11 protein-coding genes are annotated in these 14,578 nt (G+C 42.7%); 3 read left to right on the top strand and 8 right to left on the bottom strand.

Features of this window, described 5'->3' with window-relative positions; genetic code table 11:
- Nucleotides 1-611: 611 nt before the first annotated feature.
- The 4 genes from QUD05_RS27705 to QUD05_RS27690 form a co-directional block, all read right to left on the bottom strand.
- A complete protein-coding gene (locus QUD05_RS27705) occupies nt 612-2,186 on the bottom strand; it encodes a CPBP family intramembrane glutamic endopeptidase (protein WP_289798871.1) in 1,575 nt (524 codons plus the stop codon).
- 270 nt (nt 2,187-2,456) lie between these two features.
- Nucleotides 2,457-2,894, bottom strand: a complete 438-nt coding sequence (locus QUD05_RS27700) for a DUF29 domain-containing protein (protein WP_289798870.1) — start codon at nt 2,892-2,894, stop codon at nt 2,457-2,459.
- Nucleotides 2,895-2,975: 81 nt separating this feature from the next.
- Nucleotides 2,976-3,650, bottom strand: coding sequence for an Nmad2 family putative nucleotide modification protein (locus tag QUD05_RS27695; protein WP_289798869.1), 675 nt, complete (start codon nt 3,648-3,650; stop codon nt 2,976-2,978).
- Between the two features lie 154 nt (nt 3,651-3,804).
- Nucleotides 3,805-5,733, bottom strand: a complete 1,929-nt coding sequence (locus QUD05_RS27690) for an alpha-amylase family glycosyl hydrolase (RefSeq protein ID WP_289798868.1) — start codon at nt 5,731-5,733, stop codon at nt 3,805-3,807.
- A gap of 478 nt (nt 5,734-6,211) precedes the next feature.
- Here QUD05_RS27690 and QUD05_RS27685 point away from each other — a divergent pair, with 478 nt between their 5' ends.
- From QUD05_RS27685 to QUD05_RS27675, 3 genes are all read left to right on the top strand, one after another.
- Nucleotides 6,212-7,264: a tellurite resistance TerB family protein gene (locus tag QUD05_RS27685; protein WP_289798867.1), complete on the top strand. Its 1,053-nt coding sequence runs from the start codon at nt 6,212-6,214 to the stop codon at nt 7,262-7,264.
- Between the two features lie 494 nt (nt 7,265-7,758).
- Nucleotides 7,759-9,573 carry a serine/threonine protein kinase gene (locus tag QUD05_RS27680; RefSeq protein WP_289798866.1) on the top strand — a complete coding sequence of 605 codons (1,815 nt, stop codon included), beginning with the start codon at nt 7,759-7,761 and terminating at the stop codon, nt 9,571-9,573.
- 386 nt (nt 9,574-9,959) lie between these two features.
- Entirely contained in the window at nt 9,960-10,178 is a 219-nt protein-coding gene (locus QUD05_RS27675) for a hypothetical protein (RefSeq protein WP_094352484.1), read from the top strand.
- 36 nt (nt 10,179-10,214) lie between these two features.
- Here QUD05_RS27675 and ribD read toward each other — a convergent pair whose 3' ends face one another.
- The 4 genes from ribD to QUD05_RS27655 all read right to left on the bottom strand — a co-directional run bounded on the left by ribD (nt 10,215) and on the right by QUD05_RS27655 (nt 14,328).
- Nucleotides 10,215-11,435: a bifunctional diaminohydroxyphosphoribosylaminopyrimidine deaminase/5-amino-6-(5-phosphoribosylamino)uracil reductase RibD gene (ribD, locus tag QUD05_RS27670; RefSeq protein WP_289800100.1), complete on the bottom strand. Its 1,221-nt coding sequence runs from the start codon at nt 11,433-11,435 to the stop codon at nt 10,215-10,217.
- A gap of 347 nt (nt 11,436-11,782) precedes the next feature.
- Complete coding sequence (gene mreD / locus QUD05_RS27665; RefSeq protein WP_289798865.1) at nt 11,783-12,400, bottom strand: rod shape-determining protein MreD; 618 nt, start codon at nt 12,398-12,400, stop codon at nt 11,783-11,785.
- 25 nt (nt 12,401-12,425) lie between these two features.
- On the bottom strand, nt 12,426-13,220 hold the full coding sequence (mreC, locus tag QUD05_RS27660) for a rod shape-determining protein MreC (RefSeq protein ID WP_289798864.1): 795 nt from the start codon (nt 13,218-13,220) through the stop codon (nt 12,426-12,428).
- 100 nt (nt 13,221-13,320) lie between these two features.
- A complete protein-coding gene (locus QUD05_RS27655; protein ID WP_289800099.1) occupies nt 13,321-14,328 on the bottom strand; it encodes a rod shape-determining protein in 1,008 nt (335 codons plus the stop codon).
- Nucleotides 14,329-14,578: the final 250 nt, after the last annotated feature.

Raw genomic sequence — 14,578 nt, 5'->3', positions numbered from 1 at the left:
GCTGGATTTGACGATCGCAAACCCTGGTGCAGCAGTTTTGCAGATTTTTAGCTCAGAAATTTATCTTGAGCAGAATCAATCTTAAATAATCAGCAAAAGCTGCTACATACACCACTTTTTACAAGTCCATCAGTATTCTTTCCGGATGTTTTTGCGTAGGCGTAGCCCGCACTTCTCTACGAGACGCTGCGCGAACGGCTACGCTCAGTGACACCGTAGACATCGCAACAATGGCAAGACAACTGTGTGGCTAGTGGGAATCTAGAAGCGCAAAAGGCATCTTCCATATCTTTCTAACCGCTTTTTAGTTACCGATCCCCACTTCCATGAGCGCAAACCGGAATTGCATTCCAATTTATGACAGCTAAAAATGGTTCAAGAAGACAATTAACATCTCGAAAAATGGCTCAAATCTACCCGAATGAGAATAAATGCTTAACTAGATAGTTTGTTGTCTATGTTAATAGCATTCTTTAATTTGCTTTCGCCATTATCGTAATTGGGTTTTCAGCTAGTATTTATGCTTATAACCAATTATTACTAGTAAATTGTCTCTACCTATGGTGATAAAATCAGATATTTTTGTTTTTGGCAACAGTATTGTACTAGTATTAAGTGCTACCCAAAATGAATAAACTTAATAGCGTACCACTATTCCAAAGGCTGTGGAGGAGCATAGGAGCGAGGAGATTGCGCGATCGCGTGTAGACTACTCCCAAGACAATGCCCAATGCGGTCAGGGGGAGAATTTCCGATAAGCTGAGGTGAGCGATCGCAAACAACAAACTACTGATCAGAATCGATCCCCACACGGGTAAGTAACGAGTTAGAGAGGGTAACAAAAAACCACGAAATAGGATTTCTTCAAAAAATGGAGCTGCGATCGCCGCTGTGGAGAAAAATATACCAAGTGCGATACCATCTTGGCTTTCCAGAGCTAGTTGCAACAGAGGATTACTCCCGCCCTGTCCTTGCCATAGCTGCTGATTAATCAAAGATACCACCACAACTACAGGTAAAGCCGTGCAATAGCCTCCCAGTCCCCACAAAAACCAGTTATCTTGAAAACGGAAGCGAAACCAGAATTCTGGTAGTGGAAAAAAGCGCTTGAGAGAGAAATACAGTACTAACAGCGCACCTAATGCCACCAAGAAGTAACTAACCAACACAGAAAATGCCTGAAGTCGCACATCCACAATGGGACGCGGGATAGGTAGCAGTGATATCACCAAAGGTACAAAAATTTGCCCCATAAAGAAAAAGCCGATGATAAAAACCTGCAAAACCGTTTCACCACCCCAAGGCGTTGACCAAGGGATATCAGCATTTTGAGCTAATAACGAGGCTTTTCCTTTCAACAAGCGTTGAGCAAATAATAAAATCAGCAGTATTAGACCAATTAAAGCTGCCAAGGTGGGAATAGTGCCAATAACTGCCAATTTAACAACTGCTTGAGCAGAAGATTCTTGTTGTGCGGCTTTTACTGCTGATAACGCATCTTGTCGTTGCTGAAGTTGGTATAACTTAACCAAAGCAGTAGAGCGAAACCAACCTTCTAAATTCTTTTGAATTGGTTCTTGAGCATTTGGGAGGATACGAGGAGGATTGCTCCACAGTCCAGTCAATACAGCGGCGGTTTCCCAAAACCCTGAATTAATATCTGAGCGTTGTTGTAATTCGCTCCAAGTCTTGAAGGCTGTATCTGTCTGTCCTTGCTGTGCTTGTAAGATTCCCAAACGCAGGTCTAATTCAGCCAGTAATTTTTGTAATTGCTTAAAAGACTGCTGTAACTGTTGTTGTCCCTGTTTAGAAGTTTTAATAGTGGGAGGAGCGTCTGGTAGAGGTTTCGGAGGCGTGGGAGTTATTTCAGCTTGAGAGCGTAATTGTGCAAGTTTGTTGTTAACTTTGTCTAAATTAGCTTGAACTGATTGACGCGCCTCCTGATACTGCTTTGTAGCGCTTTCTAGGGGTTGCTCACCAAGTATTGCTTCCCGAATGGTCTGGAGTTTGTCATCACCGCTATCTTCTGATTGCCAAGCTTGAGCTTGTAAAGCAATATTTGTTTGGTATAGTTCCAAACGACTTTGAAATTGAGGTTCTTGCCAACTGCCGAATAAAGCCGAAACTGCTAACAGAACTGCTATCGGCGTCATCACAAAAAATAAAACCAACCGCTTGAGTGTCATCTATCCCCCTTTAACTGACCAGTGGAGAGCGCGTCCCCCTTGGGAATTATCGCAATAAAAAGTCAGAGGTGGATAGATATCATCAATATTGTAAGTTTGCGATGCCTATGGTTTTTGCTAGCTTATGCACGCACGATGTTAAATTACAGCAATGTTCCTCCACCTTGAGGAAGCCGATAATCTTTGTTTTGAGCGATGAATCACTCTCTACTAACTAGTATTTTATTTTATGTTTAATTATGCCTACTTACTGAGTCTCAGCAGTCTAACTTAGAGGAATTCAGGATCGAGAAGTTGTTCCATAGTAAAAGGACACTCAAAGGGAAAAGTTTCTATTGGCTTTTGAGTCTCATTTGCGGCATCTCGACGAGCGCGGCGATAATATTTCTGTATCCACTCCCAGTCTTCTAGAAGGCGCTGCAAACTGGGAGTATCTTCTAAGCAATCTTGAATTTTATTTCGGCAATTTGAGATTGTTTTAACCCAACTTTTGGTTTTTCGCTCTGGTTGATATTGGCATTTGAGTAAGTGCATTAAAAGCACCTGTAAATAACTTCCAAGTTCTTTTTGTTCGCTCCGACCCAAAGCCTCTAGTTCCTCTACCAAATGTTCAACATCTAACTCAGCCCAGCGTCCTTTCTTCAGGCACTCAGCTTGTTGCTGTGTCCACACCAGAAAGTCCTGATTGTAGAGTGTCGTTTTACTCATCAACACTTACCCCTCTGTTTTCAGCGGCATTTCTCATATTTTTGCTCAATGTTGACCCACGAATAATCTTACAAAAGTAATCTAGCAATTACTCCTCTTATCAGCATCGTCATCTTGCAGGTTGCGTCGGGCACAGAAACCGCTGATATCTGGGTTTAAGATAAATTCCTTTTTGAGTTGAGGTTCACCATGTACTTGATTAGGCGTGTACCCTAAATTATCGATCCAAGTTACAAATGGTTTTACGTATGGCTGATTGGCTGTCGATTTATGTCCTTGGTTTTTATGAACAAGTGGAGTGAATGAAGCAGGTAAATGAACAGCCTTATCACCGAAGTAGTAGAAGTGCCGTGACATCAAAACATTTATACCGCCTAAATCTGTTTTTTGATTACTGATGTCATGAACACTCGGTCGCAATACTGGTTGTTCTCCTTGACTGTAATCATAGATGCAATCACCAACACGATACTCAAATATTTCGCTGTTCCATTTTGGAATTTTGTGAGGACTATAAATTCGGCAAAACTCGTCGTATTTTCGCAATGTCATTTTGTCCGTTACCTGCATTGCATATACAATGCAATCGGTAATATTCCCAATTGGTGACTGTGTAGAACCAAGTCCTACAATCCAATCTCCAATATTTGCGGCTCGTCGGATAACAGGCTTGCAAATTGCGAGAGTGCAAAGTTCCCAGAATGGGTTAGGAGCCGCGCCATCATCATAACGTAGGCAGTAAGAGAAGAGTCTCATCAGTACAAATTTACTAAAGTATCTAACTACTACACTATGGCGCACACTGCGGTTAGATACGTTTATTTATGTATTTTTTGTTACTGGAAATTTGTAAATAATCAAGAGTGAAGAATCAAAATATGAATCCTTCACTCTACCTCATTCTATATTTCTAAGATTCTCTTCCCGATGCCCAGGTATCACGCCATTTTACAGTACCTTCTTTCGCAATCACCCAGCGGCGATTTACGAGATTTTCGCGCAGAGGCGATCGCCCTTCCCGCCACATGGCATATTTATAAGCAATTAGCTTACCAGCACTTTCATCAAAGGGAATCTCGGCAAACCAAGTATTGGTGTTGATGTACTCTAGGGGATAGGCTTTGCTGATATCCCAGTTACCTAACTCTGGGCAATCTCCTGTCACCACAATGATTTCACCAGGTTGGGTCTCTACGCCATTGAGTTGGACGCGGACAATTGTTTGTGCTTTTATCCGTTCGCCAACGTGGCTGAAAACAATCACTCCCCGTTCTTCTAGTACTAGGTCATAAATCTTGCCATCTTTCACCTCATACTTGTTGCGAGTCACCACGCAGGTATGTTCGCCATCGGGTAATTCTGTTTCTACTTCTGGGAGAGTAACTTCTCCTCCCCGGTTTAAAGCGACAAAACACGCAGAGTCACGATAGCGGCGTACATAGCAGTAAACATCCGGTGTTAAGTATTTTTGCCAGTGGCTACCCATTGACACGGCTGGATTCAGTCGTCGTAAGCCAGACAGCAGTCTAATGCAACGATAAATCTCACTCTCAGTATCCCAATTTTCCATCATTGGGCGGTTGTACGGGTCGTTACCGCCATCAGTGTCGTTATGCAGATACTGTTCTGTGCCGTAATATATGCAGGGAATGCCGCGACAGGTCATAATTAAAGCGATCGCAACCTTCAGCATCGCTGGATCGGGGTTCAGCGATTGGAAACGGCACATATCATGGTTATCAATGAAGGTAACTAGCTCTGTTGCCCCGTTGTAGCAATGATCTTGGTCAAAAATATATTGAATTGTTTGGAATCCCATTTCTGAACCTTGCCCTAGTGCAGCTCGAATTGCCACGCATAACCCAAAGTCCAGAAGTGTCATGCCTGAGTGATTGGCAAATTCCACTGAGCGATCGTCAGTTGGATTACTATAAATCCATTCACCAAAAATGAATACATCTGGTTTGTGATTGCTCATCTCGCCAGTGAATTCTTGCCAAAACCAGATCGGCATATGCTTGACAGTATCCACCCGCAGTGCATCCACACCCCGGTCTAGCCATTGTTTAATTGCTGACTTAATATACTCTCGATATTCAGTATTATTTTCATTAAAGGTTGCTAGACCAGCTAGTTCACAGTTTTGTACTTGCCAATCATCTTCCCAATTTTGCACTTCGCCATAGTGGTGATACCAATGATTGACATCATCATTGAAATCAGCAATTTTGACACCATCATCATACAATTCACCTTTACTACCGCTAGTATCAGGTGTGCTATGGTTGCAGACAATATCCAGCACTAGCTTCATATTGCGCTTGTGCATTTCTGTAATTAACCGATCGAAAGTTGTATTTTTCTCTTCTTGAGTGGCGTTTAAAGAAGGGTTCTCTCCCTCCGCAATGAATCGAGGATTAATCCGTTTAAAGTCTTTTGTCCAATAGCCATGTATTGCTGCATTGCCAACAAATAACTCTTCAACCTGCTCGAACAGAGGAGTTAACCAAAGAGCGGTAACTCCCATATTTTTGAGATAATCTAATTTATCGATAACACCTTGCAAGTCGCCACCCCAGTACTTACCCCAATCTTGTCTAGTTGGATCGTACAGTTCTGAGTTTGCACCTTCGCTATTATCTGGATCGCCATCATAAAAGCGATCGACTACGAGAAAATAAATTGTTTCCTGACGAAATTCAATATCTCTGGTGTAAAGGAACTCTAGAGCAATCTCAATATCTAACTGCGGTTCTTGTATAAGAGCTTCTACATTTTCCTTTGCAGGATCTACTTTATATTGATCTGGTGAAAACTGGGATGGTGGGGTTTGTACCATAAAAAACTCAAAATTTCATCTAATTCACACTTGCAGAACCAACACTACAACGTTTCAAGTATTGTGTGTCACTACAAACTTCGGTATTGTGACATCCTGCCTACGGTGTAGGTATCTATCGCTAGCTAGTTTATAATTCTATCGGTAGATATAATTCATCTGCTAGAGGATAAAAATAAAGGAATATAGCAGTTATTAATGATAATTGCTGGGTTACAAAAATTTACAATATTTAATTAAATTGACTTGCGGTAAATATTGAGCCTAGCTCGTGTTTAAGTGTATATTCGACAACAGATTTTAGAAAACCTCAACTCCTGGGAAATTAGTTGTCAATGAAGTTTTGTTACACCTGAGCAATACTGAGTAAACCACGTATAAGCCAACTTTTTCTCTAGAAGATTCGCTCCATTGGTAAACTGACCATTGTCACTTTCAATCTGTTATTACTATCAAGGAATTAATTTAGGTAGCAATTATGACCAAGTATGACAAGGTTTTTAACTCACCAAAGACATCAGAGGAATCACTAAGTCCAGAGGAAGCAGTGGCGGCGATCGCAACTGTGACTGCGATCGCTGATTCATTTATTGAAGAGGTAGATGCAGAAAGTTTAGCGGGTATCCTCTGGGAATTCGAGGTTTTCGAGGAATACTCAGAAGATGAAATTGCAGAAATAGTTGATAGACTCATCTCCATTGCCGAAGAAGAGGGAATTGGGCCCCTGTTTAATGCCGCCAAAGTATCTCTCTCAGATGAATTAGTGCTAGATGGTTTTGCTGCTGGGGTAATAGTGCTTTTAGACGATGACCTCGCCATCCCCAAACCAAAACAAGCCTACCTGAAAAAGCTACAAGCAGCTTTAGAACTTGAGGATGAAGAAGCAGAGGAAATCATCAAGGAGGTAATTGCAGCCTTTAAAGAAGCAGAAGAGGAAGAATATGCAGACGATGATGATGATGAAACAGTGGTCATCGAAGATTTTAGCGAACAGACCTATCAATCCCCTTTAGGTAATTTTACCGTGCCAATTCCGGTTGATCCGCAGCAGGGCGGTAGAATTCAAAGCCAGGAAGGAGTAGTTGGCTTTTCTGATGACATCGGTACTTTACTGAGAATCGATTATTATCCTTTCCCCCTAGAACAGTTAGAGGAATTGGAGTCTGTTGGACAAGAAGAATATTTACAAACAATTTTAGTAGATAAGTATGTACCTCAAGCGATTTTTGCCAATGTACCAGATGCTTCTGTGGAATATACTGAATATCTGGAAAATACTTTGCGAGGTGCTTACTACGTATTAATTGATATGCCCAAAGGTTCCACAATTTCTAAGCAAGAAAATAATGGAACTGCGATCAGATTAGATGCGTACCGGGGTTTGCTCACCTTTATCAGTGGTGAATTTTTGTATATAGTTAGTAGTCAGCACAGCTTTATCAACGGCGAAACTCCTGATTCTGTTGAGGAAGAGGCTGAAGACATCAAAGAAAGTATTTTAGAGTTTGTTGAGACTATAGAGTTCACTTAGTACAGTATTTCATTCATTTGTAGCGAAGTAAATTTGGGAAGATTTTGCGATACCAATGCATCGGCTTGCATTAGATACAGCAGAATTCAGAAATTCAGAAGTCAGAATGGGCTGCGCCCCGCTGCGCTAACAGAAGTCAAACAGGCTTTGTACCTGACTTTGAGACTTAGTATGTGTACTTCACTAAGCTAATCGTCATTCATTTTTCTAGAATGATTCGCTTGTAGTAAGGGCTTCAGCCCTGCTTTTATGCAACTTAAATGCCGATTAGCTTAACTTGAAATCCACTGTATGTGCTGAAAAAGAATGGAGGGACGTAGCACTGCTACGTCTCTACAAGGGTTCATGATAACGCATATTTAATTTCACCAGAGTATATTCGCCCTGGCTTCGCTTATGTGATGTACATTTGGAAAGGGCAATGTCTGACGACAAGTTCGGAGAAGACAACAAGTCTCCGGCTCTGCACTGGGTGTCTACGCTAATAATTTTTCATGACAATAACCCTGCTAAACAATCGCTATCAAGTTATCCAGGTAATCGGCGCTGGTGGGTTTGGCGAAACCTTTCTAGCAGAAGATGTCCATATGCCTTCTCGCCGTCGCTGTGTAATCAAGCAACTAAAACCAATAACCAATAATGACCCGCAAACCTACCAACTTATCCAACAACGGTTTGAACGGGAAGCCGCAACCTTGGAGTATTTGGGTGAAAGTAGTCACCAAATTCCCAAACTCTACGCCTACTTTTCTGAAAACGGGCAGTTTTACCTCGTCCAAGAATGGATTCACGGTCAAACCCTGACAAAAATTGTCGAAGCCAAAGGATTTGAGAGTGAAACTGCTGTTCGGCAAATTCTCTTGAGTCTGCTTTCAGTTTTAGATTATGTCCATAGCAAAGGCATTATTCACCGGGATATCAAGCCAGATAACATTATTCTGCGTTCTGTTGATAACGAGCCAGTTTTGATTGATTTTGGTGCAGTCAAAGAAACAATCCGTTCAGTGGTGAATTCTCCAGGATACCCCACGCGATCGCTTGTTATTGGTACGCCGGGATATATGCCTAGCGAACAAGCCGTTGGCCGCCCAGTTTACGCCACTGATATCTACAGCTTAGGTTTAACGGCAATTTATCTGCTGACTGGCAAACACCCGCAAGAACTAGTAACCGATTTAAAAACTGGGGAAATACTTTGGCAGCAGCACGCCCCTACCGTTTCTTCTCAATTGGCAGCAGTACTCAATCAGGCAATTAAGCCTCATGCTGGCGATCGCTACACTACTGCCAGTAAAATGCTATATGCCTTGCAGTCTGCTACTAATATACCTCCTGAGTTAACTACAAATACTCCCACAGTTAGTTTTTCTCCCAATGCATCGACTCGACAAACTCAGCCATTATATTCTCCGCAAAACAATTCTGCGATTCCAGGTTCTTCCAATCCTGGAAACTGGCAAAAATCTGCTGTGATTATTGGTAGTTTGCTCATAGGTGGGTTGATTGGTGCAGTAGCAATTCCTAGCATCATTCGTCAGCAACAACCAGAAACAAACATTGCCACAAGTTCCACGCCATCGCCAGAATCTTTTCCCGCTCCTGCATCTACTGAACCGCCTGTTTCCTCCCAAACTTCTCCAGTTCCAGTTATCCCTAGCTCACCACCACGACAGCGGCCAACCTCTAATCCCCCAGTTATACCCATACCACAGCCAGAAAAAGAGCCTATAACTTCAGAGACTCCAGCACCGATAGTAGTATCTACACCACAACCAGAACCAGAGAATGAGGCAAGTTCAGTTCCCACACCAGAAGCGCGTTCCACACCACAAAACAAGCCGCGCAGTAAATTAGCTGCCACTGCCAGCAGACAAAGCGTTCCCGCATTTCCAACAGGTACAACAAGAAACATTGTAGAAGCTACCCTCGGCAAACCAAATCAAGATTTAAGAGGCGCATGGGGCAACACTCGTGCTGTCGTTTACAAACTTGTACCAAACAAAATTGACCTTGGCTACTTATTCGATCGTAATTCTAAAAGGCTGCGTCAAACTGAGGTATCTTTTGCCCAGTCGGTAGACCTAGAAGTAATGGAAACTACCTTAAATGGAATGTTAGCAGGGCAAGCCACTGAAGAAATTCAGCAGGGACTAAAACAGGTACAACAGCGCCAATCGGATAATTTTAGTTTTAAAAATGGCTCAGTCAAGGGTCAGATTATCCGCCAAGAATGTAATTTTATTTACATCAGCATTTGGGATGCAGATTTACATGATTTTGTAAATCCATCTACAGCCAAACAGTGTTAATTTTCTGGCAAACACCATTCTCAAAAGTTAGATTTTTGTATCTTACAAGACAGACTCAGTATTCAACATCGTGATTTAAAAACTGGCTTTATTTGGCTACAATCAAGATAATTTCAGTCTTCCCAAATACAAAAACCCAATTTTTAGAATTAGTGTATTTGTTTTCTAGATTTTGCAACTAAACCTATGAAAACCTGTCTTTCCCATGCCTAATTCCCCATACGCATTCTCAAACTGAGTTTCAAATTCTTAATCTTCATAAAGTTATAAATACCATTATTAAGTTTTTAATAATACTTGTCTCAGCTTCTACATTCATGTCGTAAAGTTCGATTGGAATTGTGTAATCTGAAGACAGCAAAGCTAAATTATTCAATTGAGGTCTGATGACTCCTACAATCATGCGTCAGCTTTGGTCAGTGGTTGAAACCGCTCAAGCCAAGCTACTTTTACAACTGGATGATGCTACCTTGGTGCAGTGGTTAGTGAAACAAACCGAAACGCAAGTGTTGTTAGATTCTAACGAAACTGATTTTCTTAGCCACTACATTCAATCTCGACTAGCCCTCATACGCGATCTTGCCCATGAACGCCAGTGTTCATGATTGCAAAATCAAGATAAATAGATTGATCGTCAAGCGTTATGACTGTTGACTATTGGCTTTTTGGGACAAATAACCTTCCACTAAGCAGTCAGAGCCTACTACACGCCAACGAACACGTTCTAAAGACAACGCCTCAGTCATGGTAGTAAAACCTAAATCACCCACTGGTGTGGGAGCAATACTACCACCAATGATTTTTGGGGCAATAAATGCTAAAACTTTTTGCACTGCTCCTTGAGCGATCGCACTAGCAGCTAAAGTACCACCACACTCCCACAGCACGCTACAAAAACCTCGTTCATATAAGTATGCCATTGCCTTATCCGGCGTAAGTGATGCTAATTCCACTACCTCCACACCCTGCTTGAGCAACAGTTCTTGAAAATCGGGGTTAGCACCCTTCTGTGTCAACACCAAAGTTGGTGCATCCGCAGTTTGCCACAGATGGGCACTTGTCGGTAAGTTAAGATGGCGACTCATCACCACTCGTAGGGGATTATGTGCCTCCACCTGATGGCTGGTTAAGTAAGGATTATCTTGTCGGACTGTATTACCGCCGACAATTATGGCATCACAAGCCGCCCGCACTAGATGTACTTCGCTGCGGGCTTCTTGACTTGTCACCCAAGCGCTATGACCAGAGGTAGTAGCAATTTTGCCGTCTAAAGTCATGGCATATTTTAAAATTCCCATAGGTCGCTTATAGAGAATGCGATGCACAAAAGCTTCATTTAGCTGACGGCAAGCTTCCTCTTCTACTCCAACCAATACTTCGATTCCCGCTGCCCGTAAACGGGCGATACCACCTCCAGCTACCAGTGGATTGGGATCAACCATACCCACCACTACTTTTGCCACCCCTGCTTCGATCAATCCTTCCGAACAAGGGGGAGTACGCCCATAGTGGTTACAAGGTTCGAGGCTAACATAGATTGTTGCACCACGAGAGCGATCGCCTGCTTCCCTCAAGGCAAACACTTCTGCATGAGGCTCACCTGCGCGAGGATGAAATCCTTCGCCGACAATCTCGCCATCCTTGACAATCACCGCTCCTACTAACGGATTTGGCGAAGTCCGCCCTAAAGCGCGACGAGCCAGTTCCAAACACCGCAGCATCATGCGAGAGTCAAAGTCAGTTCCTACCTTTTGCTTCGGTGGTGAATTCGAGCCAGTTGCTGACTCCACTATTGGTGTATTTTCCTGAGTGTAATTTGGTAAGGATGCATCTGCTTGAGCGACCACTGGGGAATTATCCATAATTTTAGGCAACACTGTAAATATTCTGCACGCGATCGCGCAGCCTCTCCACAAGAGAATCGCGCTTTGCTCCTGATAATTAAACAGTAATATCTAGGCGCTATTATTGGCTCTCTCAACTTACATGAGTCTGTAATATTCATACTTACAGTTCACTGTAGCTTGAATCCATATTGCCAGAGGTTGCCCAAATTCCATAAAAATTTAGGTTACAGGGTACAAAAGATAATTTTTTTACTGTCACCTGTAACCTATTCCCTTCCTAACTCTTGTACAGACACGATTAATCGCATCTCTACTCCTAACTCTTGTACAGATGCGATTAATCGCGTATCTAACTCCCTTTACTATTGCTCCAACAATTTCATCCGCTGCCACCAAAGATTCAGGGGATAATAGACCACAGGTGCCCATAGACTACTCAGAATGGCAGAGGCAAGAGCGACGCGCTGATAATATGTCCAAATATCTGTCACTTTGCGCTCATTGCCGAGCAAAGTTAATTGCAACCCAAAGATAGTTTCTGCTAAAACTGCCAAAACAAAAACAATTACAGCAATCGAAATAAAATCTTCTTCGATAAAACGCTGTTTCTGAAGCAGAGCAGTTAAAGCCCCCACAATACCTAAACTGATGGCATGAGTCGGGCTAGGTGATGTCATCGAATCTTGAAGTAGCCCCAGAACTATACCTGCCAATGCTCCGGCAAACACCGTGCGCTTCACACTCCAAGCTACCACCCAAATTAACAGCCAGTTAGGGCCAATTCCCAACAATTCCATACCTGGGAATCGGGTTGGTAATAATAGTAAACATAATAGTACAGAACTAGCCGTCACGATCCAACCCAACAACTGACGTATACCGGGATGCAAACGAGCAAGCGGCTGGATTCGGAATTTCGATTTTCGCTCTGACGATTTTGGCTTTTTCTGCCTGCTACCACCAAATGCAGGAATCTTCATTTTTCTATGGATTTTTTCAAAGAATTTACTTAGACTTTTGCGGCACTTGATTTGCCGACTCTTGGTTTTCTGGCTTGGGATAAACAGCTACCCAATCGAGAGAGCGGATTGGCGGAAAAAGCTCAATTTTTGCCACTGATGCCGGGAGTTTCTTTAAATCCAGCGACTTAATTCGTCCTACTGCCAAACCAGAGGGAAATTTCTGACTATAAGTAGATGTGGAAACTAAATCTCCTACTTTCACATTTGGAACTTTTTCATAAAACTCCAATACAGCTTCAGCAGAAGAATCTCCTCGCAAAACGCCTTTAGCTGCTGTGCGGCTAATCGATACACCCACTTGACTTTTGAGGTCGCTGATTAACAACACGCGGCTAGTATTAGGAGTTACACTCTCCACCAGACCAACTAATCCGCCTTCTGCCTTGACTACGAAGCCTTCCTGAATCCCCGCATTCGCACCGCGATTCAGCGTAACTTGTTGCCACCACTGGTCAGCACTACGTCCTACCACCCGTGCTGGAATTGGTCGTGATGCCAGCGGCTCTTTTTCCACATAGCCTAATAAATCTTGTAACTTTGTCTTTTGACTTTCCAAATCTACTATACGGGTTTGCAATTCCATCATCCGGGCATCTCTGAGACGTTCTTCTGGAGTTGGCCCTGACTGCAACATCTCTAATGGACGAGTAATTGCCTGGTATGTCTCAAGCACTAGTTCACCTTGAGTCTGCCGCAATATCCAAGCACTACCAAGTACTAAAGCTAACAACCCAATTTGCAACCCTTTACGATCCCACCAACGCCGTATTGTCACCATATATACCTGTATGTATTTATATAAATTAAGTTCTACTTGGATTCTATTTATATAGAACCCAAATAGAACTCAAATAGAACTCAATTCTGATATTTTTTTGCTACATATTGCGAGAGCTTTCGGTAACAACTCGTTCCAACTGTTTAAAGTTTTCTAACACACGACCTGTTCCCAGCACAACACAGCTCAAAGGATCGGCAGCAATGTGGGTAATAATCCCTGTTTCATGGCTAATGAGGGTATCTATGCCTTTGAGCAAAGCACCGCCACCAGCTAACATAATACCTCTGTCAATAATATCTGCTGCCAGTTCTGGCGGTGTGCGTTCCAATGTCCGCTTCACAGCTTCGATGATTACTGATAGAGGTTCCAACATGCTTTCACGGATTTCTGGGGCTTTGATGGTTACAGTTCGCGGTAAACCAGAAAGCAGGTGTAAGCCTCGGACTTCCATCATCGCGTCATTATCATCATTAGTCGGATAGGCAGAACCAAGCCGAATCTTGATTTCCTCGGCAGTACGTTCACCAATGACTAAGTTATGAACTTTCTTAATATACTGAACGATCGCATCAGTCAGTTCATCTCCAGCAATGCGTACTGATTCGCTAATCACCGTACCTTGAAGACTCAGCACTGCAACTTCTGTTGTGCCACCACCAATATCGATGATCATGTTGCCTGTAGCTTCGGCAACAGGTAGTCCTGCACCAATGGCCGCAGCTACAGGCTCATCAATTAAATAGACTTTTCTGGCTCCTGCTTGGTGAGCTGCATCCATCACTGCTCGCCTTTCTACTCCTGTAACGCCACTAGGAATACCAATGACGATTCGGGGTAGGATTAAAGACTTACCTTCATTTACACGCTGAATAAAGCTTTTCAGCATTAGCTCGGCAATCTCAAAGTCAGCGATTACACCATCCCGCAAAGGACGGAGAGCAATCACATTTCCCGGTGTGCGACCGAGCATTTTTTTGGCTTCTTCTCCTACTGCTAGTGCAACCTTTTCGTTGACATCGATAGCAACTACAGAAGGTTCTTGTAGTACAATACCTTTACCAGATACATAAACCAGGGTGTTCGCGGTACCAAGGTCGATACCCATATCCCATGAAGTGCGAAAGTTCCTAAAAATACCCACGCGTCTGTAAGCCCCCTATGTGCGATACTTTTTGACTACAACGGTAATAGTTAATTGTGCCGGATTTGATAAAGTTCTTATCCTGAGTTGAGTCAACTTGACTATATTTTTATATGATTCCCAGGAATATTTAGTATGTCTCAAGCCCCGTACTTTTTGATATTCTCTGGTTAGATTAGTATATCCGTATATTTTTATGTGTTTCTCCAAATAG

Source organism: Nostoc sp. GT001 (assembly GCF_030382115.1).
Classification (GTDB): domain Bacteria; phylum Cyanobacteriota; class Cyanobacteriia; order Cyanobacteriales; family Nostocaceae; genus Nostoc.
The sequence above is the reverse complement of the archived record's forward strand: the minus strand, read 5'-3'. Positions and strand labels throughout refer to the sequence as shown.

Coding starts and splice junctions, on each gene's coding strand:
- mreC (WP_289798864.1), bottom strand. CDS start 13,220: ATGGTGACAATACGGCGTTGGTGGGATCGTAAAGGGTTGCAAATTGGG.
- QUD05_RS27695 (WP_289798869.1), bottom strand. CDS start 3,650: ATGAGACTCTTCTCTTACTGCCTACGTTATGATGATGGCGCGGCTCCT.
- QUD05_RS27690 (WP_289798868.1), bottom strand. CDS start 5,733: ATGGTACAAACCCCACCATCCCAGTTTTCACCAGATCAATATAAAGTA.
- QUD05_RS27700 (WP_289798870.1), bottom strand. CDS start 2,894: ATGAGTAAAACGACACTCTACAATCAGGACTTTCTGGTGTGGACACAG.
- QUD05_RS27705 (WP_289798871.1), bottom strand. CDS start 2,186: ATGACACTCAAGCGGTTGGTTTTATTTTTTGTGATGACGCCGATAGCA.
- QUD05_RS27655 (WP_289800099.1), bottom strand. CDS start 14,328: ATGGGTATCGACCTTGGTACCGCGAACACCCTGGTTTATGTATCTGGT.
- QUD05_RS27685 (WP_289798867.1), top strand. CDS start 6,212: ATGACCAAGTATGACAAGGTTTTTAACTCACCAAAGACATCAGAGGAA.
- ribD (WP_289800100.1), bottom strand. CDS start 11,435: ATGGATAATTCCCCAGTGGTCGCTCAAGCAGATGCATCCTTACCAAAT.
- QUD05_RS27675 (WP_094352484.1), top strand. CDS start 9,960: ATGACTCCTACAATCATGCGTCAGCTTTGGTCAGTGGTTGAAACCGCT.
- mreD (WP_289798865.1), bottom strand. CDS start 12,400: ATGAAGATTCCTGCATTTGGTGGTAGCAGGCAGAAAAAGCCAAAATCG.
- QUD05_RS27680 (WP_289798866.1), top strand. CDS start 7,759: ATGACAATAACCCTGCTAAACAATCGCTATCAAGTTATCCAGGTAATC.